Raw genomic sequence first — 21,859 nt, forward strand, 5'->3', positions numbered from 1 at the left:
GCGGTTTCCCCTAATTCTGGACAAAAGCCAAGGCGGCGGGTGGCGGTTATGGGCGGCCCCCCCGCAGCTGGGCCACCTCTCCCCCGCTTTGCGGGGGCGAGGAACCCAGGTCCTGCAAGGCTCGATCTTCACCCAGGTATCTTGAAGAAATCGACAAAAGCTCTCAGCGCCGGCCGCATCTGGCGGCGGCTCGGGTAGTAGACGAAGAAGCCGTCGAAGGGCGGGCACCAATCCTCCAGCACGCGAATGAGCCGGCCGTCGGCGATGGCATCACGGACATAATCCTCGAACAGGAAGGCAAGGCCGGCGCCGTCGACCGCTGCATTGGCGATCAGATGATCCTCGTCGAGAATCAGCGGCCCTTGAACCGCCAGCTCGATCTCCTCGCCGTCCTTCTCGAATTCCCAGCGGTAGAGAATGCCGCTGGAGAAGCGGAAGCGAAGGCAGCGGTGACCGGCAAGATCGTGCGGATGGCGCGGTCTGGGCATGGTCGCGAAATAGGACGGCGCGCCGACGACGGCGCCGCGAAGGTTTGGCCCGATGCGCACCGCGATCATGTCGCGCTGCAGGCTCTCGCCGAGCCTGACGCCGGCGTCGAAGCCGCCTTCAACGACATCGGTGAAGCGATCTTCGATGACGATCTCCAGCACGATGTCGGGATAGGCCGATGCAAAGGCGCCGAGCCGCGGCGTCAGCGCCAGATGGGCTGCGGTGCGCGGCACGGTCAGCCTGAGATTGCCGGCCGGCCGGTCGCGCGCCTCCACCGCCGCTTCCAGGGCGAGGTCGATCTCCGACAGCGCCGGCCTCAACCGCTCAAGCAACTGCGCGCCTTCCTCGGTCGGGGCGACGCTGCGCGTGCTGCGCGCCAGGAGCCGCACGCCAAGACGCGCTTCCAGGCTGGACACGGCATGGCTAACTGCTGAGGGCGCGATGCCGAGCTCCCTGGCAGCGCCGCGGAAGCTGCCGCTCTGGGCGACGGTTGCCAACACTACAAGCTGTGAGAGGTGAGTTCGGTTCATTGATCTATTCTTTAGAACAGCCCGTGCAAATGAGAGCCGATTATCGAACGCTGTGCAAGGCGCTATTTCCGCCGCATCACAACAAGGAGAAACGTGATGCAAACCCGCAAGCTCGGAAATCAACTTGACGTCTATCCGGTCGGCCTCGGCTGCATGGGGATGAGCTTCGTCTATGGCGGCCAGGCAGAGGCCGACGCGATGGCCACGCTGCGCCGCGCCGTCGAGATTGGCGTCAATTTCTTCGACACGGCCGAGGTCTACGGCCCCTACGAGAACGAGATCCTGCTCGGCAAGGCGTTGAAGCCAGTGCGCGACCAGGTGACGATCGCGACAAAATTCGGCTTCAAGATTCTTGAGGAAGGCAATGGCGTCGAACGCATGGCCGGCGTCGACAGCCGTCCCGAACACGTCAAGGCAGTGGCCGAAGCCTCATTGAAGCGGCTGGGCACCGAGGTGATCGACCTCTACTACCAGCATCGTGTCGACCCCAATGTGCCGATCGAGGATACGGTCGGCGCCATGGCCGAGCTGGTGCGCGAAGGCAAGGTGCGCGCGCTCGGCCTGTCCGAAGCGAGTGCCGCAACCATTCGCCGGGCGCATGCAGTGCATCCGATATCAGCCGTGCAGAGCGAATATTCGCTGTGGAGCCGCGACCCGGAAGAAGAGGTGTTTGCCGTCTGCCGCGAACTCGGCATCGGCTTCGTTCCCTACAGCCCGCTCGGCCGCGGCCTGCTGACCGGCACGATCGCCAAGCCCGACGCTCTCGACGCCGGCGACTGGCGCCTCACTTTGCCGCGTTTCCAGGCCGACGCCATGGCTGCCAACGCGGCTGTTATCGCCACGCTGGAGACAATGGCGGCGCAGAAGGGCGTGACACCGGCGCAACTGGCGCTCGCCTGGGTGCTGCACCAGGGCGATTTCATCGTGCCGATCCCCGGCGCGCGAAAAATCCGCCATTTGGAGCAGAACGCCGCGGCGGCACAGATTGCGCTGAGCCAAGCCGAGGTGGCGGCCATCGGCGACGCGCTGTCGCCGGACAAGGTTGTTGGCAAGCGCTACACCGAAGCGGCACTGGCGCTGGTGAATGGGTGAAACGCTGTCAAGGAAAGGGGCGCTTCGGCGCCTCTTTTTTGCGTGTCGCGGTGAAAAAGTTGCGAGACGTTGGCGCGAGGCACCCCCCCCTCTGTCCTACCGGACATCTCCCCCGCAAGGAGGGAGATTGGCAGCTCCACTGCTAGCGCCTTCCTTCAACGTTGGTGATTGGCGAAAGCCGGTGTGACATCCGATCCCCCCTTGCGGGGGAGATGTCCGGCAGGACAGAGGGGGGTACTGTCCCGCGGGCATGTCAGGCCTCTATGGTCCATCACCTTTGGAAGGCGATCGCCGGGCATCCGCAAGCTCAGCCGCGCAGTACGCCGCCGGTCTGCTTGTGCACATTCTCGACGATGCGCTTTGCCAGCGCCTCGAAATCCTCGTCGGTCAGCGTTTTTTCGATCGGCTGGATCGACACCTCGATGGCGATCGATTTCTTGGCAGCACCCAGCGACGCTCCTTCGAAAACATCGAAGACCGAGACGTTGGTGATCAGCTTCTTGTCGGCGGCAAGGGCGGCACGGGTCAGCGTGGCGGCTTCGACCGCCTTGTCGACGACGAAGGCGAAATCGCGCTTGACCGCCTGGAAGGCGGACAGGTCCAGCCTCGGTTTTGTCCGCGTCGGCCTGGCCTTCGGCTCGGGCACGGCGTCGACGAAAATCTCGAAGCCGCAGAGCGGCCCGGAAACATCCAGCCCTTCGAGCGTCTTCGGGTGGAATTCACCGAAGGTGCCGAGAACGACTTTGGGCCCGAGCTTGATCGTGCCGGAACGGCCGGGGTGATACCAGGCCGGGCCACCGGCCTCGATCTGCAGCCGCTCGACCGGCGCGCCGCACGCTTCCAGTGCTGCGATCGCGTCTGCCTTGGCGTCGAACACGCCGACAGCGCCGGCATTGCCGGCCCAATGGCGGCCGGAACCGTCGAGCTTGGCCGTGCCGCGCCGCACCCCGGCGGCGACGCGCCGCTGCTGGTCGGCCGCATCGCCCTCATAGGCACCCGACACCTCGAACAGCGCGACATCGCCGATCCCCTTGTCGGCATTGCGCTGCGCGGCGGCAATCAGGCCGGGCAGCAGCGACGGCCGCATGTCCGACATGTCGGCGGCGATCGGATTGGCGAGCTTGAGCGCGGTCTGGCCACCGCCGAACAGCTCGGCATGTTTTGCCGGGATGAACGACCAGGTGACGGCCTCCATCATGCCGCGTACCGCCAGCGCCCGTTTGGCAGCGCGGGTGCGGACCTGCAGCACAGTCAGGATCTTGGCGTTGACGGCATCATGGGCGCCGAGCGGCTGCGGGGCGATGTTGTCGACGCCATGGATGCGCATGACCTCCTCGACCAGATCGGCCTTGCCGTCGACATCCGGCCGCCAGGACGGCACAGCGACATCGACGACATCACCCGCGCCATCCGGCTTGAAGCCGAGGCGGGCGAGGATGCCGAGGCTCTCGTCCCTCGGCACCTCGATGCCGGTCAGCCGCCTCACTTCCGACAGCGGGAAGGAAACGATCTTCTCGACATGGCCGGCATAGCCGACGACTTCGGTTTCGCTCGGCGTGCCGCCGCAGAACTCAAGCACCAGCTTGGTCGCCAGCTCTATCCCCGGGACCATGAATTCGGGGTCGACCCCGCGCTCGAACCGGTAGCGCGCATCGCTGATGATGCCGAGAGACCGGCCGGTGCGGGCCGTGGTGATCGGATCCCAAAGCGCCGATTCGATCAGCACGTCTGACGTGTTCTCGTCGCAGCCGGAATGCTCGCCGCCCATGATGCCAGCGATGGATTCGACGCCGTCCTCGTCGGCGATGACGCACATTTCGGGCGTCAGCGTGTATTCGCGGCCATCGAGCGCCAGCACCCTTTCGCCGTCGCGCGCCCGGCGCACGGTAAGGTTGCCGGCAACCTTGTTCGCATCGAACACATGCAGCGGCCGGCCGCGGTCGAAGGTGACGTAATTGGTGATGTCGACCAACGCGCTGATCGGCCTCAGACCAATTGCGATCAGACGCTGCTGCAGCCATTTCGGCGACGGGCCGTTCTTAACGCCGCTCACCAGGCGCAGCGCGAAGCCGGGGCAGAGCTCCGGCGCCTCGATCGTCACCTTCACCGGGCACATGCCGCTGCCGGCATGCGGCATGATGGCGCCGCCGACGAGGCGGCCGAGCCCACTCGCCGCCAGATCGCGGGCGATGCCGTAGACGCTGGTTGCGTCCGGCCGGTTCGGCGTCAGGTTGATCTCGATCAACGGATCGTCGAGATGGGCATAGGCGGCGTAGCTGGTGCCGACCGGCGCATCTTCCGGCAGGTCGATGATGCCGTCATGCTCGTCGGAAAGTTCGAGCTCGCGCTCAGAGCACATCATGCCGTGACTTTCGACGCCGCGGATCTTGCCGACGGTCAGCGTCACGTCGATGCCGGGAACATAGGTGCCGGGTGCTGCAAAGGCGCCGATCAGGCCCGCGCGGGCATTCGGCGCTCCACACACAACCTGCACAGGGGGCTTGCCGTCGCCGGTATCGACGGTCAGCACGCGCAGCCGGTCGGCGTCGGGGTGCTGCACCGCCGTCAGCACTTTGGCGATGACGAAGGGTTTCAGGCTCGATTTGTCGTCGACATGCTCGACTTCGAGGCCGATCGAGGTCAGCCGCTCGACGATCTCGGCCAGCGAGGCGTCGGTCTCGAGATGATCCTTGAGCCAGGAGAGAGTGAATTTCATGACTGTGTTCCGTCTGGTCTTTGCCCATCAGGACTTTGCAAGTTGGCAGGTCTGGGCACGCTGGTCTTCAGATGTCTCGGCAAGTCGTCCGGCATGTGAACGAAGGGAAGCTGCTCGCGCACATGGGTGTGGTGCGTCGGCTTGAAATAGGCCGGCATGTCCATGGCGCCGAGCATGAAATAAATGTGGTCGGCCAGCCGCTCGTCGACATAGGCGATCGGCGAGCCGCAGACGCCGCAAAAGGAGCGCGTCACCGACCCGTTCTCGAACATCTTCAGCGCCTTGCCCGTGAAGGTGATCTGCTCAGTCAGGAACCCGACAAAGGCCGACACCGGCGCGCCGCTGGCCCGCCGGCAATCGCCGCAATGGCAATAGCTGACATGGTGCGGTTCGGCCGAAGCCTCGAACCGCACGGCGCCGCAGCGGCAGCCGCCGATGTGGGCCGCTGTCATGCGCTCAAGCCTGCGAACAGCGTCGGCATGTCGAGCGGCCGGAAGCCGTAATGCGACAGCCAGCGCACATCGGCGTCGAAGAAGGCGCGCAGGTCCGGCATGCCGTATTTCAGCATGGCGATGCGATCGATGCCCATGCCCCAGGCAAAGCCCTGATACTCGTCGGGATCGAGCCCGCCATATCTGAGCACATTGGGGTGCACCATGCCGCAGCCGAGGATCTCCATCCAGTCGGAGCCTTCGCCGAAGCGCACCTCGCCCGGCCGCGAACGGTCGCACTGGATGTCGACCTCCATGCTTGGTTCGGTGAACGGGAAGAAGGACGGCCGGAAGCGCATCTTGACCTGTGGCACCTCGAAGAAGGCCTTGCAGAACTCCTCCAGCACCCATTTCATGTTGGCAACATTGGCCGTCTTGTCGATCACCAGCCCCTCGACCTGATGGAACATCGGCGAATGGGTGGCATCGGAATCCTGCCGGTAGGTCTTTCCGGGAATGACGATACGGATCGGCGGCTTCTGCACCTCCATGGTGCGGATCTGCACCGGCGAGGTGTGGGTGCGCAAAAGCTTGCGCTCGCCCTTCTCATCCGCCTGGAAGAAGAAGGTGTCGTGCATCTCGCGCGCCGGATGTCCTTCCGGGAAGTTCAGCGCGGTGAAATTGTAGTAATCGGTCTCGATATCGGGACCTTCGGCGATGGCAAAACCGAGATCGCCGAAGATCGCGGCGATTTCGTCGCTGACCTGGCTGATCGGATGGATGCGGCCGCGCTCGGCTGGTGATTGCCGCACCGGCAGCGTCACGTCGACCTTTTCCGCCGCGAGCCGTGACGCGATCGCCACATCCTTCAGCTCGGCGCGGCGCGCGGTAAGCGCCTCGGTGACGCGGTTCTTGAGGCCGTTGATGGCCGGGCCCTTTATCTGGCGCTCTTCTGCGCTCATCGTGCCGAGCGTCTTCAGCATTTCGGAGACCGAGCCCTTCTTACCGAGGGCAGCGACGCGAACGGCTTCGATCGCCTGCTCGTCGGTGGCCGACGCAATGTCGGTCATCAGGGAATTTTCGAGAGTTTCCATGTCACTCATGTTTCGACTCGATTGGGAGCAAAGAAAACCCGCGCCAGCCGTGCCAGCGCGGGTTCCCCAAAATCAGAATTGCGAATGCTTGGGAAGCGCTGGCTTAGGCGACAGCGCTTTCAAAAGCGTTCGGCGTGGTGTTCTTGAGGTATTCGAGCGCGACCTTGGCCTTGGCCACAAGTGCGGCAAATGCCTGCGGCTCATGGATGGCCATGTCCGACAGAATCTTGCGGTCGATCTCGATGCCGGCCTTGTTGAGACCGTCGATGAAACGGCCATAGGTCAGGCCATGCTCGTGGGTCGCGGCATTGATGCGCTGGATCCACAGCGCGCGGAACGAGCGCTTGCGGTTCTTGCGGTCGCGGTAGGCATACTGCAGCGACTTTTCCACCGCCTGCTTGGCGATGCGGATGGTATTCTTGCGGCGGCCGTAGAAACCCTTGGCGGCTTTCAGGACCTTCTTGTGCTTGGCGTGCGAGGTGACGCCTCTTTTTACGCGTGCCATGTCATGATCTCCTTAAAAGCAATTCCAGGAAAAGTGCCTAGCGGTTTTCCGTTCGGAATTGCGTTAAACAAATGCGTGTCCAGACCGAATGCCTTAGAGGCCGTTCGGCAGAAAATTCTTGATGACCTTCTTGCCATCCGGTTCAGCCAGAACCATCGTGCCGCGGGCATTTCGAATGAACTTGTTGGAACGCTTGATCATGCCGTGACGCTTGCCGGCCGCAGCCGACAGGACTTTACCCGTACCTGTGATCTTGAACCGCTTCTTGGCGGCCGATTTGGTCTTCATCTTGGGCATTTTGCTACTCCGTTTATGTGCGCATCATCGCGCTTTTTGTTCGCTTCAGGCCGACCAAAGCCCGAAAAGCAAATGAAACCGCCACGGCATGCCCTGCCGGGCGGTTTTTGGGAACGGCGGTCCTATACGTCAAAGCGGGCCTGTGCGCAACACCCAGTGCTTAGCAACACCGGTGCTTATGGGAAACGGAACAGCACCGGCAGTATGCCAGATTGCTGGGCGCCGTCGATCGATTCAAAAAACGGCAAAGCCGCGAGGAACACCAGCCCGTCCAGCAGTGTTATCCGCAACAGGCGTGGCTTGAAGCTGCCGGTGTCGCCTTCCTGATACAGCGAAAGCTTCGGGAAGAAGCGCGGCACCCGCGCCATATAGGCCTGGAATGGAGCACCGAGGGCCTGCTTGAGGAACTTCTCTTCGCGCAGGATGACGACATGAAAGGCGGCGGCGCAAATCACCGCGAAGCCGATCGCCGCGGTAATCGAGCCCATTTGGGCGCCGACGCCGGCGGCAGCCAGCGAGGAGAAGACATAGAGCGGATTGCGGGTGATCGAATAGGGCCCGCCGGTCACCACCTCGGCGGATTTGCGTCCGCCGATATACAGCGTCGACCACAGGCGCCCGGCAATGCCGAGAAAGATCAGCAGGACGCCGACCATTTCGATCGTTTCGTGCGGCACGCTTTCGGGAGGAAAAGCAGACTGACCGAACAGCAGCGCCGCGAGCATGACGACCACCAGCGCAGCAAGTACCATCCTGCGCGCGTGCTGATAGCTGCCCAGCGTATTGCTGGCCTGCAGTTGCTCGGCCTGGGCCGATTTGACTTGGTTGAGCATGTCAGGAATCCGATCGTCGAGGAACTTTGCCGGCGATCGCAGCGTCTTGCCAAGAAAACAGGCGCCCCGCCGATCGCCGGGACGCCTTGCAGGATAATTCAGGCGGATTTAATGCATGTCGCCTGTTTGTCCGCCCATCCGCCAGCTCAGTACAGCCAGAAGAGGACGGGAATTACACCGCTTTCCTGTCCGGACTCGATGAGTTCGAAAAACGGTATGGAAGCCAGGAACATCAAGCCGTCGCGCAGCGTGTGATTGAAGACGCGCGGTGTGAAGGTGACCTTAGCCTGATCGCGAAAAAGCCGGGGATTGGGAAAAAACCGCGGCACCCGGGCGAGGTAGTCCCTGTACGGCGCCCCGAGCACGGTCGTCAAATGCCGTTCCTCGCGCAGCGTGACGATGTAGAACGCAGCCGCGCACAACACCGCCGACGCCACCGAGACGATCACGCTGCCGGTCTGGGCGCCGATGCCGGCGGCCGCTACGGTGGAGAAAAAATACAGCGGGTTGCGCATCACCGAATATGGACCGGTAGTAACCACTTCGGCCGACTTGCGGTCGCCGATATAGAGGATCGACCAGAGCCGGCCGCCGATCCCGATCAGTATCAGGGCGACGCCGTACTGCCCCTCTATGCGTTCGTGGCCAAGCTCATCGTGCGCGGAGCCGCCGAAGATCAGCAAAGCGCAAAAAACGCCAACCAGCAGCGCCAGCAGGATGCGCCGGCGCCGCTGATAGCGGCCCATTTCGTCGAACGATTTTTCGATCGGAGAGCGTGCTGCAGCGGCCATGGAACAATCCTTTGCCGCGAGGACCGGCAACCAGGTTCCTTGTCGATGCAACTTGCGGAGAAATCATGGGCAACTTGCGGAGAAATCATGGCGAAGATAAAAACAAAAGGCCGCCGAAGCGGCCTTTGCTTTGACGGGATCGCTTTTAGCGGGGTGCCAGCACCATCATCATCTGGCGGCCCTCGAGCTTCGGTTCGGCTTCGACTTTGGCGATCGGCGCCACTTCCTCGCGAACCTTGTTCAGAAGCTGCATGCCGAGTTCCATATGCGCCATCTCGCGGCCGCGAAAGCGCAATGTCAGCTTGACCTTGTCACCTTCCTCGAAAAACCGCCGGACGGCTTTCATCTTGGTCTCGTAATCATGGCTGTCGATATTCGGGCGCATCTTGATCTCCTTGATCTCGATGACCTTCTGGTTCTTGCGCGCCTCGGCCGCCTTCTTCTGGTTGGCGTATTTCAGCTTGCCGAGATCGAGGATTTTTACGACGGGCGGCACTGCGTTGGGGGATATCTCGACCAGATCGAGCCCAGCCTCTTCGGCGAGCAGCAATGCGTCGTTGATGGAGACATCGCCGTGGTTCTGGCCTTCGGCGTCGATAAGCTGGACCCGGGGAACCCGGATGTCACGGTTGGAGCGCGGGCCCTCCTTGGTGGGCGCCGTTGCTTTGAAAGGTCTGCGAATGGTCGTGGTCTCCTTGAGCCGTTTCGTTCAGGGTTTTTCAGTTCGAGATTGTGAACGCGCCAATGTGGTGAGCGCGCGGCCGGAGTCAATAGCACAGCGTTCACAGGAAATCACCTGTTCCCTGACTGCAGCCCCTGCACCAAACGAAGAAAGTTGCCGAGCACTTTTCGTCGAACCGCCAGCTGTGGCAAAAGACCTGCGCAAGGAGTTAGCCATGGCCGCACCGGTTTTTCTCGATGTCGACGGAACCAGCATCGCCGCCAGGCGCACTGCGGGTGCAGCACCTGGCATTGTCTGGCTCGGCGGCTACAAGTCCGACATGCTGGGCACCAAGGCCGAGACGCTGTCGGAATGGGCGAGCGGGCAAGGCCGTGCTTTCCTGCGCCATGACTATTCCGGCCATGGCGAATCGGGTGGCGCCTTTGCCGACGGCACCATCTCGAAATGGCTTTCGCAAAGCCTCGCCGTCTTCCGTCATTTCACGCAAGGCAGGCAAATCCTGGTCGGGTCCTCAATGGGTGCGTGGATCGCACTGCGCATAGTCCAGGAATTGCAAAAGGCAGGCGAGAACCGCATCGCCGGCCTGGTGCTTCTGGCGCCGGCGCCGGATTTCACGGCAGAGCTGATCGAGCCGGCGCTGACCAAAGCGCAGAAGCGCGATCTTGCCAAAAAGGGCTTCTTCGAGGAGCCGTCGGACTATTCGGCCGAGCCTTACATCTATACCCGTGCGCTGATCGAGGACGGCCGCAACAACCTGACAATGAACGGGCCGATCGACACCCATTGCCCCGTCCATATATTGCAAGGGCTGGCCGATGCGGACGTGCCGTCGAGCCATGCGCTGAAACTGGTCGGCCTGCTGCCGGCCGACGACGTCACGCTGTCGCTGATCCCCGACGGCGACCACCGCCTGTCGCGGCCGCAGGATCTCGACATGCTGGTGCGGGCGGTCGACGCCATGGTGCGGCAGGCAGGCTAGAGACATGCGCATTTCCATTCCGGTATCCGCCTTCGTCGCGGCAATCGTCGGCTTCGGCGGCACGCTGGCCATCCTCATCGCCGCCGCCAAGGCAGTGGGCGCGACACAGGTCGAAACCGCAAGCTGGGTGACGGCGATCTGCCTGGCCATGGCGATCGAGAGCCTATGGCTGTCATGGCGCACCAGGATGCCGGTCATCGCCGCATGGTCGACGCCGGGGGTGGCGCTGATCGCGGCATCGAGCGGCTTTTCGATCGGCGAGGCCGTCGGCGCCTTCATCGTCACCGGGATTTTGCTGATTGCCACCGGCCTGTTCAAGCCTTTGACCAAGCTGATCGCCAGGATACCGGCCTCGGTCGCGTCGGGGATGCTGGCCGGCATCGTCGTCACTTTCGCCATCAACGCGGTGAAGGCCATTCCCGCCGACCCGTGGCTGATCCTGCCGCTGATCGCCGCCTTCTTTGTCATCCGCCTGTTCAATCCGGCGCTCTCGGTGCTGGCGGTGCTGATCGGCGGCGGCGCTGCCGCCTTCCTCACCGGCCGGGTCGGCGGCCTGCCGACGCCGGAACTTTCGACATTGACGCTGATTGCGCCGCAGTTCACCGTCACGGCAATCATCGGCCTGGCGCTGCCGCTTTATCTGGTCACCATGGCCTCGCAGAACCTGTCCGGCCTCGCCGTGCTGAGAGCCGCGGGCTATCACCCAGACCCCGGCCTGCTGATCGGCGTCACCGGCCTGTTTTCGCTGCTCTCGGCGCCGTTCGGAGCATCGACCACCAATCTGGCGGCGATCTCGGCGGCGATCTGCACCGGCCCCGACGTGCATCCCGACCCGGGCGAACGCTGGAAGACCGGGCCCTTCTACGCGCTTGCCTATTTCGTCTTCGCCATTTTCGGCGCCTCGCTGGTGGCGATCTTCGCCGTGCTGCCGCAGAGCCTGATCGTGCTGGTTGCCGGACTGGCGCTGATGGCGCCGCTTGCCAACGCGCTGTCGATCGCCTTGCAGGAAGACGGCGAGCGCATGGCCGCCACCGTCACCTTTGCCGTCACCGCCTCGGGGCTGACGCTGTTTGGCGTCGGCGCGGCGTTCTGGGGCCTGATTGCGGGCCTGGTCGTACTTTTCCTTGAAACACTCAAAAAGCGATAATCATTTCAGATGCTTGTCCGGTTTTGGCTGACACTGTCTTGAATCGTCGTTTTTCCCTTCCCATTTCGATTCCACGCAGCCGGGATTGGCTGTCTCCAACTGAAGGATTGGGAGAAATGAACACATCTGCATTGATCCGTCCGGCCTGGACGCCGGCGACCATCGCACTGATGGTGATCGGCTTCATGGTGTTCTGGCCGCTCGGCCTCGCCATGCTCGCCTACATCATCTGGGGTGATCGGCTTGACGGCTTCAAGCGCGACGTCAACCGCGCCACCGACGGCATCTTCGCCGGCTGCCGCCGCGGTTCCGATAAGGCCGCGCGCTGGGGCCACGGCTCCGCCCGCACCGGCAACGTCGCTTTCGACGACTGGCGCGAAAAGGAACTCGAGCGGCTCAATGAAGAGCGCCGCAAGCTCGACGAGATGCTGAGCGAGTTCGACGAATATGCCAGGGAATTGCGTCGCGCCAAGGACCAGGAAGAGTTCGACCGCTTCATGGCGAACCGCAATAAGTCGACGTCGCCTACCACCGGTGGATCGACCGGTTCGACGGGGACCGGCAAACGCGGTGGCAAATCCACGCCAGGGCTACTGGACGAGTAAGCGCCTTGCCCCGATAAATAATCAAAAACGGCGTCGCGTCAGCGGCGCCGTTTCTTTTTTGTTCTATTCGTTTTCCTCGAATCGCGTATCGTCCGGCCATGTCATTCGGCTTCTTCCGCAACCTGACCAAACCCAGGGCCGCTCCAGTCGTGGAGCGAGAGCATTGTGTTGCCGGCCGCACGCTGCCGCTCAAGATCGTCGAGAGCGACCGGGCGCGGCGCCTGACGCTGCGCATCGATTCCGGCGGCCGCGGCTTGCGCATCACCGTACCGCCGGGCCTGCGCCGTGGCGAGGTCGAAAAATTCCTGGACCGCCATCAGGACTGGCTGGAGCAGCGCCTGGCTAAGGTGCCGAACCGGCCGCAGGTGCGGCCCGGTATCAAAATACCGGTGCGCGGCGTGCCGCACCGCATCGTTCATGAGCCTTCGAAACGCGGCACCGTCACGCTGTCGCGCGACGAACGCGGTCCGCTGATGATCGTGCATGGCGACCGTGTGCACCTGCCGCGCCGCATCGCCGACTTTCTCAAGCGAGAAGCCAAGCGCGAGATCGAGGCGCTGGTGGTCAAGCACACCGGCGCGGTCGGCAGGCGCGCCAAGGCGATCCGCTTCAAGGACACGTCGAGCCGCTGGGGATCGTGCACCTCCGACGGCAATCTGTCCTTCTCCTGGCGCATCATGATGGCGCCGCGACCGGTCATTAACTACCTCGTCGCGCATGAGGTGGCGCATCTCAAGGAGATGAACCACGGCCCGAAATTCTGGAAATTATGCGAGCAGCTCTGCCCTGACACCGAGCGCTGCAAGGACTGGCTCAAACGCAATGGCGGGGCGCTGCAAGCGATCATGTTCGAGTAGATGACCAGCTAATGTCCTTCAGCCAGCTAATGTCGTTCAAATTGTTCATCCAGAATCAAGGTTTGATATTCTGTCCGCGGTGATGGCCGACAGGCGCCTTGCTGATCATGCCGAATGGGCGAATGGGATATCCTGCTGGATAGGGTTCAGCCCGAAATGTGAGCGAAGGGTCGTTCCTTCGTAATCGTCGCGGAACAATCCGCGTTTGCGCAAGATCGGCACCACCTCCGCCGCGAACAGCTCGAACTGCTTATGCACGATCGGCGGCATGACGTTGAAGCCGTCGGCCGCGCCGGCGTGGAACCAGTCTTCAATAATGTCAGCAACTTGCTCCGGCGTTCCCGTCGCCGTGAAGTGCCCGCGTGCGCCAGCCAGCTTCTGTAGCAACTGGCGCAAAGTGAGTTCCTCCTTCAGCGCGACGTCGATATAGCCGGTCGCCCGGCTTCTGGACGCCTCCACCTGGGAAGGGTCGGGAAAATCACCGCGTGTCAGTGGCCGGTCAAGCGGAACACCGGAGAAGTCATGACCGCCGAATCGCGCCGCTAGGCGGGCCAGCCCGACCTGCGGGCTTGTCAGCGCGTCGAGTTCTTCCCAGACTTGCTTTGCTTCGTGGGTAGTCGATCCGATTGCGGCGCTGATGCCGGGCAGAACTACGATATCCTGCGGGCGACGACCGAAAGCGGCCGCACGCCCTTTCACGTCCGAGTAGAACGATTGCGCAGTTTCCTTCACAAGGTGCGCGGTGAAAATGGCTTCCGCCCATCGCGCCGCGAAGGCGCGCCCGGATTCCGATTGTCCCGCCTGCACGTATACCGGCCGCCCTTGCGGGCTGCTTGGTACGTTGAGCGGTCCGTGCGTGCGGAAATGGGTGCCGCGATAGTTTGCCGGCTGTACCAGCGCCGGATCGAGATACTGTCCGGCGTCCCGGTCATCCAGAATGGCCTCCACAGGAAAGCTGCGCCATAGGGCATCGACCGCCTCCACGAATTCTTCCGCAAGCGCGTAGCGATCGCCATGGGCGACATCCTGCTCCAGACCATAGTTGGCGCCCGCCTGGGGTGCCCAGGAGGTGACGATGTTCCAGCCTGCGCGTCCACCGGACAGGTGGTCGAGGGAGGCGAACTGGCGAGCATGCGTGAAGGGCAGGCTGTAGGTGGTGGATGCGGTGCCGATGAGGCCGATCTGGCTGGTGCGGGCGGCCAGAGCTGAAAGAAGCGTGATCGGCTCGAGAGCGCCCGACGCTACCAGGCCACCATTATTGGGCGCAACCAGAACGTCTGCGAGGAATATGGCGTCAAATTTCGCCGCTTCGGCGATCCGGGCGGCCTCGACATAGAGTTCCAGATCGGTAAGGGCGCGGCGCGTTGAATCCGGATGGCGCCAGGCGCCCTCGTGGTGTCCGCGCGGCATCAGGAAAAGGTTGAAATGCATTTTACGCGTCATGGAGCTTCTCTCACACTAGATTGGTTTCAACGCCGAGACTGCGCAGCAGGGTCTGTCGGAGTTCGACAAAGGTCGGGTTGCCAGTGCTTCGGGGATGCGGCAGGGCGACTTGATGGTCTTCGGCGATCCGGCCGTCTTTCAGAACAAGTATCCGATCGGACAGAAGCAGGGCCTCGTCGACATCATGCGTGACGAGGACAACCGTCGGCTTGCGCCGTTCGACCAGACGGAACAACAGGCCATGCATGCGCATGCGGGTTAACGCATCGAGCGCGCCGAACGGCTCGTCGGCGAGCAGGAGTTCCGGCTGGCGAAGCAGGGAACGCGCCAGCGCCGCCCGCTGCTTCTGGCCGCCGGACAGCGTGGCGGGCCAGACATCCGCCTTGTCGCCGAGCCCCACGGAATCCAGCATGGCGGAGGCTGCGACTTTTGCATCGGACCTTCTCAGGCCAAGCGTCAGGTTGTCGATGACGCTCATCCAGGGCAGAAGCCTTGCATCCTGAAACAGAACGGAAGTGTTCCGGGGGGTGCGGAAATCCCCTTGCGTTACCGCATCGTCATCGAGACCGGCAAGCGCGCGCAAAAGGGTCGTTTTTCCGGAGCCGGATTCGCCGAGAAGCGCCACGAACTGGCCCCTCGGTATGTCGAGCGTTATGTCATTCAGGATCGTCTTTTGTCCGAAACCCCTGGACAAGTTGCGCAAGGACACCGGCCCGAACGAGAGAGCGTGAATGGTCATGTTCCCAGAACCCGCCGATAGGCGAGCATCCGCGCTTCGATCAGCCGAACGAGGGCGTCGGAGACGAGTCCAAGAATTGCGTAGATGAATATCCCGACCACGATCACGTCGGTCTGTCCCCAGTCGCGGGCGCGGTTCATCAGGTAACCGATGCCGGTCTGGGTGTTGATCAGCTCAAGAACGACCAGCGCCGTCCAGCAGAGCGTGACGGCAAGGCGCAACGACACGAAGAAGCCGGGCAGAGCACCGGGAAGTGCGACCTTGCGTATGAATTCGGAGCGCGTCAGGCCAAGGGTTCGGGCCAGTTCGACATGGCCGATGTCTATGCCTCTGAGTGCCGCGTGGGTATTGATGTAGACGGGCACGAGGACAGCAGTGAAGATCAGGAATATCTTCATGGCCTCGCCGATCCCCAGCCAGATGATGACAAGAGGGACCAATGCCAGCGTCGGAACCGCGCGTTTTATCTGCACGACTCCGTCAATAAGTGCCTCGCCGCTCCGCGTCAGGCCGGAAAGAAGCGCCAGGACAACACCAACCGTGACGCCGAGGAAAAGTCCTGTATAGGCACGCCCGGCCGAAGCCAGCAGATGCGGCAGCAAGGTGCCGTCCGCCAACAGTTGATAGCCCGTCACGACCGCCGTGGAGGGTGCCGTCAGCGTATAGGGAGAAAGAATGCCCATGCGGGACGCTGCCTCCCAAACCAGGACCACGAGAGCGGGACCAAGCAACCTCGCACCCGGGGGAAGGCGAGACGGCACGAGGCGTACGCTTCCCATGGCTTCGCGGCCGACGCTTGCCGAGGGCTTGCGGACACTTGCCGGAAAGGGACGGTCCGAAATGAACTCTGTCACGGTTCCTCCTACTTATCTTTCCGGCGCAAGGCTCGTTTCAGCGCTCGGCTGATACGATCGAATCGTAGGTGTCGACGAAAGACGTCTTCGCGTCGAAGCGCTCCTTGAGCGATCCGGCCTGATAAAGGATGTCGATCAGCTTCTGATGATGGGGAATTGCCTCCGCCGCGGTTTGCATTTCGAGCGGAGATTCGCCCGCAACGATAGCGGCGGTGTCGTCCGGAGTGATGCGCTGGAAGTCGGTATAGTAATATTTCGCCCAAGCTTGCCTGTTCGCGTTGGTCCATTTGGCCGCGCGCGCAAATGCGCCAAGGAAGCTCCCGATGGCTGCCGCCTTCCCGGGATCGGCCAGAACTTCGGGCCGGGCGTAGAAATAGCTGGTGCTAGGCAGAATCTGACGCTCCAGGGGGTCGAGAACCGGGGAAGCGCCTACCTGTTTGACAAGGCGCGTTATGTGGGGCTCCGTAAGCACGGCGACATCAACCGCCCCGGATCGAATCGCATCTGGCAGATCCGCAACGCGAAGGTTCACGAGCTCGACATCTTTCACCGAGACGCCCGCGCGGTTCAGGGCCTCGATCAGGAAGACCTGGCGTCCGGATCCTTCGACATAGCTTAGCTTTTTGCCTTTCAGCTCCGCCAACTTGTGGATGACTAGTCCCGGACGGCTGGTAAGGCGGTATTGTGCAACCTTACGCGTAAACGTGCCGACGATCGGCAGCAGCGTCCCTGCCGCTCGCGCCTGGATCGGCGGAGTGTCGCCGACATAGGCGATGTCCAGAGCGCCCGCGCGCATTGCCTCGAGAATGGCCGGGCCACCTGCAAAATTCGGAAAACTTCCCTTGAAGCCGAGTTTCGAAGCCTCGCCGCTGGCGTCGAGGAGGTTCCGCACGAATTCGCTCTGGTCGGCGACGGCAAGCGTTGTGTCCGGATCCTCGGTCAACGCCGCCCTTGCCGGGAGGCCGAAGGCAAGCCCAAGCGAGAATGTAGAGGCAAAGGAGAGAAACGTACGTCTGTTCATGAAAATGCGATCCCGGCTTGCGTCATGCGGCGTTTGAGCGCTGGCCGGATTAAAGTGTATAAAAAATATAGACTTTATAAGGTATGGGATTTTGTGAATCTGGCGAGAGTGAGATTTCTGTTCCGGGGAGAAGGCCTCCGAGCAGGATCGCCCACTACCTCTCGGTCAAGCTCGACGACCGGAGCGCATCAAGGTTTTGCACTGCCGCTCGGATGTCACCGCATTCGCCTGCCGCTCAATCGTCGTTCGCGGCGTTGAGTTCTTCCGGCCGCATCCCCTCTTCGCCATGGCGCGGCCAAGGCAAAAAATTCCTCTCGAATTCATCGTTGCTGAAATAGGCGAGCGCGCGGTGTGCCTCGGCGCCGTTGAAGGCGGCCTTGTCCATTAAATGCGCAATGACCTCGCGGGCCTGCGCGATCTTTTGCCTGAGCTCTGCAACTGTCTTGTCCGTCATGGTTTGCTCCCGCCTTTCATCCATCCATTGAAACTAGGGCTATTTCCAACGCCGGCAAACAGGATGCTTTTTCTCGACTCTTTTGCCGTTTCGTGCCAATCCCGCGCCATGGCGCTCGACATCAAGATATGCGGATTGAAGACCGACAAGGCATTGGCCGCGGCATTGGCCGGCGGCGCCAGCCATGTCGGCTTCATTTTCTTTGCCAAAAGCCCGCGTTATGTCGAGCCTACGGAAGCCGGCCGGTTGCGTGAAGCGGCAGTCGGCAAGGCCAGGGCGGTTGCCGTGACGGTCGACGCCGGCGATGCGTTTCTGGACGAAATCGTCGAAAAGATGCAGCCCGACATGCTACAGCTGCATGGTTCGGAAACGCCAGAGCGGGTGGCCGGACTCAAGGCCCGCCATGGCCTGCCGGTGATGAAGGCGCTGTCGGTCGGCGAGGCTGCCGATCTGGAACGGCTAAAACCCTTCATCGGCATTGCCGACCGCTTCCTGTTCGACGCCAAGCCGCCGAAGGGTTCGGAACTGCCGGGCGGCAACGGCGTTGCCTTCGACTGGCGCATTCTGGCCGGCCTTGACGCAGGCGTCGATTACATGCTTTCCGGTGGGCTCAACGCCGCCAATATCGGCGATGCCCTTCGGCTTGCAAATCCGCCCGGATTAGACATTTCCTCGGGCGTGGAAAGCGCGCCGGGCGTCAAGGATCCGGCGCTGATCGAACAGTTTTTCCGGGCCGTCAGAGCCGCGCGGAACACCCGCGCAGCTTGATCGCTCCAACTACAAAGCCAGGAGATCGGCGATGAACAAGCCGGCGACACCCAATTCCTTCCGCACCGGACCCGACGAACAGGGCATGTTCGGCATCTTTGGCGGCCGCTTCGTCGCCGAGACGCTGATGCCGCTGATCCTCGACCTGGAGCGGCACTGGAACGAGGTCAAAAACGACCCGGACTTCAAGGCCGAGCTGACTGATCTTTCGACCCACTATGCCGGGCGGCCGTCGAAGCTTTATTTCGCCGAGGGCCTGACCAGGCATCTTCGTGAGGTTTCCGCCGCGAAGGGCCTGGGCGGCGGCGCGAAAGTCTATTTCAAGCGCGAGGATTTGAACCACACCGGCTCGCACAAGATCAACAACTGCCTCGGCCAGATCCTGCTGGCCAAGCGGATGGGCAAGAAGCGCATCATCGCCGAAACCGGCGCCGGCCAGCACGGCGTGGCGTCGGCCACGGTGGCGGCGCGTTTCGGCTTTCCGTGCGTCGTCTATATGGGTGCAACCGACGTCGCCCGGCAAAGCCCGAATGTTTTCCGCATGAAGCTGCTAGGCGCCGAGGTGCGGCCGGTGACTGCCGGCCACGGCACGCTGAAGGATGCCATGAACGAAGCTCTTCGGGATTGGGTGACCAATGTCGAGGACACTTATTACCTGATCGGCACCGCCGCCGGCCCGCATCCCTATCCGGAGCTGGTGCGCGACTTCCAGTCGGTGATCGGCACCGAGGCGCGCGCCCAGATCCTCGAGCAGGAAGGCCGGCTGCCGGACACGATCATCGCCGCCGTCGGCGGCGGCTCGAACGCCATCGGCCTGTTCCATCCCTTCCTCGACGACAAAGAGGTGCGCATCATCGGCATCGAAGCCGGCGGCCGCGGCCTCGACGGCATCGAGCATTGCGCCTCGATGAGTGCCGGCGCGCCCGGCGTGCTACACGGCAACCGCACCTACCTCCTGCAGAACGCCGACGGGCAGATCATGGACGGCCACTCGATCTCGGCCGGCCTCGATTATCCGGGCGTCGGACCGGAACATTCCTGGCTGCGCGACAGTGGCCGCGTCGACTATGTGCCCGTTCTGGATGACGAGGCGCTAGAGGCGTTTCAGCTGACGACGCGCGTCGAAGGCATCATTCCGGCGCTCGAATCCGCCCACGCCATCGCGCATGCGGTGAAGATCGTGCCCGCCATGGACAAGGACCAGATCGTCATCGTCAACCTGTCCGGCCGCGGCGACAAGGACGTGCATACGGTGGCCAATATGCTGGGCATGGAGATCTGATCATGACCACCCGCATCGACCGCCGCATGGCCAAGCTCAAGAACGAAGGCCGCCCGGCGCTTGTCACCTATTTCATGAGCGGCGACCCGGACTACGACACCGCTTTGTCGATCATGAAGGCGCTGCCCAAGGCAGGCGCCGACATCATCGAAATGGGCATGCCGTTTTCCGACCCGATGGCCGACGGCCCGGCCATCCAGGCTGCCGGCCTGCGGGCGCTGAAAGGCGGCCAGACGCTGGTCAAAACGCTGAAAATGGCGTCGGAATTCCGCGCCACCGACCAGGAAACGCCGATCGTTTTGATGGGCTACTACAATCCGATCTACATCCACGGCGTCGAACGCTTCCTCAGCGACGCTCTGGCAAGCGGGATAGACGGGCTGATCGTCGTCGACCTGCCGCCGGAGATGGACGAGGAATTGTGCATTCCGGCGCTGAAGGCCGGCATCAACTTCATCCGGCTGGCGACGCCGACCACCGACGACAAGCGCCTGCCCAAGGTGCTGCAGAACACTTCCGGCTTCGTCTACTACGTGTCGATGACCGGCATCACCGGCTCGGCGCTGGCCGACACCGGCAAGGTGGCGGCGGCGGTCAGGCGCATCAAGGGCCATACCGACCTGCCGGTCTGCGTCGGCTTCGGCGTCAAGACCGCCGAGCAGGCGCGCGTGATCGGCGCCAATGCCGATGGTGTCGTCGTCGGCACCGCGATCGTCAATGCGGTCGCCAATGTGCTGGGGCCGAAGGGCGAGAAGACCGCCGACCCGGCCGAGGCGGTCGCCACGCTGGTCAGCGGGCTTTCGCAAGGCGTGCGCGCGGCTCGCCTTGCTGCCGCCGAATAGTCTTCCTACCTCTTGGTCAGGACAGGAGCCGAAGCGATGAACTGGATCACCAACTACGTTCGCCCGAAGATCAATTCGATGCTCGGCCGGCGTACCGACATGCCTGAGAATCTCTGGATCAAGGATCCCGAGACCGGCGAGATGGTCTTCCACAAGGATCTGGAGCAGAACCAGTTCGTCATCCCGTCTTCCGGCCATCACATGAAGATTTCGGCCAAGGAGCGGCTGAAATTCTTCTTCGACGACGGCAAATACGAGACGCTCGAAAACCCCAAGGTGGTGCAGGACCCGCTGAAATTCCGCGACGAGAAGCGCTACACCGACCGGCTGAAGGACGCCAAGGCCAAGACCGGGCTGGAGGACGCGATCATCAATGCGCTGGGCACCGTCGAGGGGCTGCCGGTGGTGGTGACCGTGCAGGACTTCGCCTTCATGGGCGGCTCGCTCGGCATGGCCGCCGGGGAGGCCATCGTTCGTGGCTTCGAGGTCGCTCTGCAACGCAAGCGGCCGCTGATCCTGTTCGCGGCCTCCGGCGGCGCCCGCATGCAGGAAGGTATCCTGTCGCTCATGCAATTGCCGAGGACCACCGTTGGCGTCGATCGGCTGAAAGAGGCCGGTCTTCCCTATATCGTCGTCCTGACCAATCCGACCACAGGCGGCGTCACCGCCTCCTATGCCATGCTGGGCGACGTGCACATTGCCGAGCCCGGCGCGCTGATCGGCTTTGCCGGGCCGCGCGTCATCGAGCAGACCATCAGGGAAAAGCTGCCCGACGGCTTCCAGCGCTCCGAGTATCTGATGGAGCACGGCATGGTCGACATGGTGGTGTCGCGGCTGGAGATGCGCCAGACGATCGCGCGGCTCCTGAAAATGCTGCTCAAGCTGCCCGAAGGGCAAAAACCGCTGGAACCGGAAATCCTGCCGCCGGTGGCGATCCCGGCGGAAGCACGTCCGCAAGCCTGACGCGACATCCTTCGTCGCGAACCGCGATTGCGCGCCATCTGTGGCACGCCTAGGATTCTCCCATGACGACGCTTGCCGCCGACCGCGAAATCGAAAGCCTGATGGCGCTCCATCCGAAAGGTTTCGATCTTTCGCTCGACCGCATTTCGCGGCTGCTGGAACGGTTGGGCAATCCGCAGGACCATTTGCCGCCGGTCATCCACATTGCCGGCACCAATGGCAAAGGCTCGTGTGCCGCCTTCTCGAGGGCGCTGCTCGAAGCAGCCGGCCACCGCGTCCACGTCCACACATCGCCACATCTGGTGAACTGGCATGAGCGCTACCGGCTGGGCCCCCCAAGCGGGGGCCGGCGGGTGGAGGGTAAATTATTAGCCCCCCCCCAACCCCCCCGCGCCCACGCCCAATAAAGCGGGGCGCACACCCCCGTAGAAAAACAAAACCCCCG

23 protein-coding genes and 1 pseudogene are annotated in these 21,859 nt (G+C 62.8%); 10 read left to right on the forward strand and 14 right to left on the reverse strand.

Going from position 1 to position 21,859, the window contains the following annotated elements:
• Positions 1–128 precede the first annotated feature (128 nt).
• Positions 129–1,019 carry a LysR family transcriptional regulator gene (locus AC0L26_RS12780; protein ID WP_473632852.1) on the reverse strand — a complete coding sequence of 297 codons (891 nt, stop codon included), beginning with the start codon at positions 1,017–1,019 and terminating at the stop codon, positions 129–131.
• A 96-nt stretch (positions 1,020–1,115) separates the two neighbouring features.
• On the opposite strand from AC0L26_RS12780, the gene AC0L26_RS12785 reads away from it, so the two are divergent.
• Entirely contained in the window at positions 1,116–2,111 is a 996-nt protein-coding gene (locus AC0L26_RS12785) for an aldo/keto reductase (protein ID WP_473632853.1), read from the forward strand.
• Between the two features lie 307 nt (positions 2,112–2,418).
• Here AC0L26_RS12785 and pheT read toward each other — a convergent pair whose 3' ends face one another.
• From pheT to infC, 8 genes are all read right to left on the reverse strand, one after another.
• On the reverse strand, positions 2,419–4,827 hold the full coding sequence (gene pheT, locus AC0L26_RS12790; RefSeq protein ID WP_473632854.1) for a phenylalanine--tRNA ligase subunit beta: 2,409 nt from the start codon (positions 4,825–4,827) through the stop codon (positions 2,419–2,421).
• On the reverse strand, positions 4,824–5,279 hold the full coding sequence (locus AC0L26_RS12795) for a GFA family protein (RefSeq protein WP_473632855.1): 456 nt from the start codon (positions 5,277–5,279) through the stop codon (positions 4,824–4,826). The genes pheT and AC0L26_RS12795 overlap by 4 nt, the downstream gene beginning before the upstream one ends.
• Positions 5,276–6,361, reverse strand: a complete 1,086-nt coding sequence (gene pheS / locus AC0L26_RS12800) for a phenylalanine--tRNA ligase subunit alpha (RefSeq protein ID WP_473632856.1) — start codon at positions 6,359–6,361, stop codon at positions 5,276–5,278. Before pheS ends, AC0L26_RS12795 begins: the two co-directional genes overlap by 4 nt.
• Before the next feature lie 94 nt (positions 6,362–6,455).
• The gene (gene rplT / locus AC0L26_RS12805; protein ID WP_006201247.1) at positions 6,456–6,857 is read right to left on the reverse strand and encodes a 50S ribosomal protein L20; all 402 of its coding nucleotides are present in this window, start codon (positions 6,855–6,857) and stop codon (positions 6,456–6,458) included.
• Positions 6,858–6,950: 93 nt separating this feature from the next.
• Positions 6,951–7,154, reverse strand: a complete 204-nt coding sequence (rpmI, locus tag AC0L26_RS12810) for a 50S ribosomal protein L35 (protein WP_006201248.1) — start codon at positions 7,152–7,154, stop codon at positions 6,951–6,953.
• Positions 7,155–7,330: 176 nt separating this feature from the next.
• Positions 7,331–7,987, reverse strand: coding sequence for a methyltransferase family protein (locus tag AC0L26_RS12815; RefSeq protein WP_473632857.1), 657 nt, complete (start codon positions 7,985–7,987; stop codon positions 7,331–7,333).
• A gap of 146 nt (positions 7,988–8,133) precedes the next feature.
• Positions 8,134–8,778 carry a methyltransferase family protein gene (locus AC0L26_RS12820; RefSeq protein WP_473633201.1) on the reverse strand — a complete coding sequence of 215 codons (645 nt, stop codon included), beginning with the start codon at positions 8,776–8,778 and terminating at the stop codon, positions 8,134–8,136.
• Between the two features lie 145 nt (positions 8,779–8,923).
• Complete coding sequence (gene infC / locus AC0L26_RS12825) at positions 8,924–9,460, reverse strand: translation initiation factor IF-3 (RefSeq protein ID WP_095484453.1); 537 nt, start codon at positions 9,458–9,460, stop codon at positions 8,924–8,926.
• Between the two features lie 214 nt (positions 9,461–9,674).
• Here infC and AC0L26_RS12830 point away from each other — a divergent pair, with 214 nt between their 5' ends.
• The 4 genes from AC0L26_RS12830 to AC0L26_RS12845 all read left to right on the forward strand — a co-directional run bounded on the left by AC0L26_RS12830 (position 9,675) and on the right by AC0L26_RS12845 (position 13,048).
• Positions 9,675–10,439 carry an alpha/beta hydrolase gene (locus AC0L26_RS12830; RefSeq protein ID WP_473632858.1) on the forward strand — a complete coding sequence of 255 codons (765 nt, stop codon included), beginning with the start codon at positions 9,675–9,677 and terminating at the stop codon, positions 10,437–10,439.
• Between the two features lie 4 nt (positions 10,440–10,443).
• Positions 10,444–11,586, forward strand: coding sequence for a benzoate/H(+) symporter BenE family transporter (locus AC0L26_RS12835; protein ID WP_473632859.1), 1,143 nt, complete (start codon positions 10,444–10,446; stop codon positions 11,584–11,586).
• 116 nt (positions 11,587–11,702) lie between these two features.
• A complete protein-coding gene (locus AC0L26_RS12840; protein ID WP_473632860.1) occupies positions 11,703–12,191 on the forward strand; it encodes a DUF2852 domain-containing protein in 489 nt (162 codons plus the stop codon).
• A gap of 98 nt (positions 12,192–12,289) precedes the next feature.
• A complete protein-coding gene (locus tag AC0L26_RS12845) occupies positions 12,290–13,048 on the forward strand; it encodes a M48 family metallopeptidase (RefSeq protein WP_473632861.1) in 759 nt (252 codons plus the stop codon).
• 105 nt (positions 13,049–13,153) lie between these two features.
• Here AC0L26_RS12845 and AC0L26_RS12850 read toward each other — a convergent pair whose 3' ends face one another.
• From AC0L26_RS12850 to AC0L26_RS12870, 5 genes are all read right to left on the reverse strand, one after another.
• Entirely contained in the window at positions 13,154–14,491 is a 1,338-nt protein-coding gene (locus AC0L26_RS12850; RefSeq protein ID WP_473632862.1) for an LLM class flavin-dependent oxidoreductase, read from the reverse strand.
• 10 nt (positions 14,492–14,501) lie between these two features.
• Positions 14,502–15,230, reverse strand: a complete 729-nt coding sequence (locus tag AC0L26_RS12855; RefSeq protein WP_473632863.1) for an ABC transporter ATP-binding protein — start codon at positions 15,228–15,230, stop codon at positions 14,502–14,504.
• Entirely contained in the window at positions 15,227–15,913 is a 687-nt protein-coding gene (locus AC0L26_RS12860; protein WP_354489676.1) for an ABC transporter permease, read from the reverse strand. The genes AC0L26_RS12855 and AC0L26_RS12860 overlap by 4 nt, the downstream gene beginning before the upstream one ends.
• A 208-nt stretch (positions 15,914–16,121) precedes the next feature.
• A complete protein-coding gene (locus tag AC0L26_RS12865) occupies positions 16,122–17,027 on the reverse strand; it encodes an ABC transporter substrate-binding protein (RefSeq protein WP_473632864.1) in 906 nt (301 codons plus the stop codon).
• A gap of 313 nt (positions 17,028–17,340) precedes the next feature.
• Positions 17,341–17,559 carry a hypothetical protein gene (locus tag AC0L26_RS12870; RefSeq protein ID WP_473632865.1) on the reverse strand — a complete coding sequence of 73 codons (219 nt, stop codon included), beginning with the start codon at positions 17,557–17,559 and terminating at the stop codon, positions 17,341–17,343.
• Between the two features lie 108 nt (positions 17,560–17,667).
• On the opposite strand from AC0L26_RS12870, the gene AC0L26_RS12875 reads away from it, so the two are divergent.
• From AC0L26_RS12875 to AC0L26_RS12895, 5 genes and pseudogenes are all read left to right on the forward strand, one after another.
• Positions 17,668–18,327, forward strand: coding sequence for a phosphoribosylanthranilate isomerase (locus tag AC0L26_RS12875; protein WP_473633202.1), 660 nt, complete (start codon positions 17,668–17,670; stop codon positions 18,325–18,327).
• Positions 18,328–18,358: 31 nt separating this feature from the next.
• Positions 18,359–19,609, forward strand: coding sequence for a tryptophan synthase subunit beta (trpB, locus tag AC0L26_RS12880; protein WP_354489681.1), 1,251 nt, complete (start codon positions 18,359–18,361; stop codon positions 19,607–19,609).
• A gap of 2 nt (positions 19,610–19,611) precedes the next feature.
• A complete protein-coding gene (gene trpA, locus AC0L26_RS12885) occupies positions 19,612–20,451 on the forward strand; it encodes a tryptophan synthase subunit alpha (protein WP_473632866.1) in 840 nt (279 codons plus the stop codon).
• Positions 20,452–20,487: 36 nt separating this feature from the next.
• A complete protein-coding gene (gene accD, locus AC0L26_RS12890; protein ID WP_473632867.1) occupies positions 20,488–21,414 on the forward strand; it encodes an acetyl-CoA carboxylase, carboxyltransferase subunit beta in 927 nt (308 codons plus the stop codon).
• A 62-nt stretch (positions 21,415–21,476) separates the two neighbouring features.
• Positions 21,477–21,746: pseudogene (locus AC0L26_RS12895) on the forward strand (bifunctional folylpolyglutamate synthase/dihydrofolate synthase); the annotation flags it as partial.
• Between the last annotated feature and the right edge of the window lie 113 nt (positions 21,747–21,859).

It is taken from the genome of Mesorhizobium sp. WSM4823 (assembly GCF_055811195.1).

What these genes read in the sequence shown, in the direction of transcription:
- accD (WP_473632867.1), top strand. Translation starts at nt 20,488, where the DNA reads ATGAACTGGATCACCAACTACGTTCGCCCGAAGATCAATTCGATGCTC.
- AC0L26_RS12855 (WP_473632863.1), bottom strand. Translation starts at nt 15,230, where the DNA reads ATGACCATTCACGCTCTCTCGTTCGGGCCGGTGTCCTTGCGCAACTTG.
- pheT (WP_473632854.1), bottom strand. Translation starts at nt 4,827, where the DNA reads ATGAAATTCACTCTCTCCTGGCTCAAGGATCATCTCGAGACCGACGCC.
- pheS (WP_473632856.1), bottom strand. Translation starts at nt 6,361, where the DNA reads ATGAGTGACATGGAAACTCTCGAAAATTCCCTGATGACCGACATTGCG.
- trpA (WP_473632866.1), top strand. Translation starts at nt 19,612, where the DNA reads ATGACCACCCGCATCGACCGCCGCATGGCCAAGCTCAAGAACGAAGGC.
- AC0L26_RS12785 (WP_473632853.1), top strand. Translation starts at nt 1,116, where the DNA reads ATGCAAACCCGCAAGCTCGGAAATCAACTTGACGTCTATCCGGTCGGC.
- AC0L26_RS12815 (WP_473632857.1), bottom strand. Translation starts at nt 7,987, where the DNA reads ATGCTCAACCAAGTCAAATCGGCCCAGGCCGAGCAACTGCAGGCCAGC.
- AC0L26_RS12830 (WP_473632858.1), top strand. Translation starts at nt 9,675, where the DNA reads ATGGCCGCACCGGTTTTTCTCGATGTCGACGGAACCAGCATCGCCGCC.
- AC0L26_RS12875 (WP_473633202.1), top strand. Translation starts at nt 17,668, where the DNA reads ATGGCGCTCGACATCAAGATATGCGGATTGAAGACCGACAAGGCATTG.
- AC0L26_RS12780 (WP_473632852.1), bottom strand. Translation starts at nt 1,019, where the DNA reads ATGAACCGAACTCACCTCTCACAGCTTGTAGTGTTGGCAACCGTCGCC.
- AC0L26_RS12820 (WP_473633201.1), bottom strand. Translation starts at nt 8,778, where the DNA reads ATGGCCGCTGCAGCACGCTCTCCGATCGAAAAATCGTTCGACGAAATG.
- AC0L26_RS12840 (WP_473632860.1), top strand. Translation starts at nt 11,703, where the DNA reads ATGAACACATCTGCATTGATCCGTCCGGCCTGGACGCCGGCGACCATC.
- AC0L26_RS12845 (WP_473632861.1), top strand. Translation starts at nt 12,290, where the DNA reads ATGTCATTCGGCTTCTTCCGCAACCTGACCAAACCCAGGGCCGCTCCA.
- trpB (WP_354489681.1), top strand. Translation starts at nt 18,359, where the DNA reads ATGAACAAGCCGGCGACACCCAATTCCTTCCGCACCGGACCCGACGAA.
- AC0L26_RS12850 (WP_473632862.1), bottom strand. Translation starts at nt 14,491, where the DNA reads ATGACGCGTAAAATGCATTTCAACCTTTTCCTGATGCCGCGCGGACAC.
- AC0L26_RS12860 (WP_354489676.1), bottom strand. Translation starts at nt 15,913, where the DNA reads ATGGGCATTCTTTCTCCCTATACGCTGACGGCACCCTCCACGGCGGTC.
- AC0L26_RS12835 (WP_473632859.1), top strand. Translation starts at nt 10,444, where the DNA reads ATGCGCATTTCCATTCCGGTATCCGCCTTCGTCGCGGCAATCGTCGGC.
- rplT (WP_006201247.1), bottom strand. Translation starts at nt 6,857, where the DNA reads ATGGCACGCGTAAAAAGAGGCGTCACCTCGCACGCCAAGCACAAGAAG.
- AC0L26_RS12870 (WP_473632865.1), bottom strand. Translation starts at nt 17,559, where the DNA reads ATGACGGACAAGACAGTTGCAGAGCTCAGGCAAAAGATCGCGCAGGCC.
- rpmI (WP_006201248.1), bottom strand. Translation starts at nt 7,154, where the DNA reads ATGCCCAAGATGAAGACCAAATCGGCCGCCAAGAAGCGGTTCAAGATC.
- AC0L26_RS12795 (WP_473632855.1), bottom strand. Translation starts at nt 5,279, where the DNA reads ATGACAGCGGCCCACATCGGCGGCTGCCGCTGCGGCGCCGTGCGGTTC.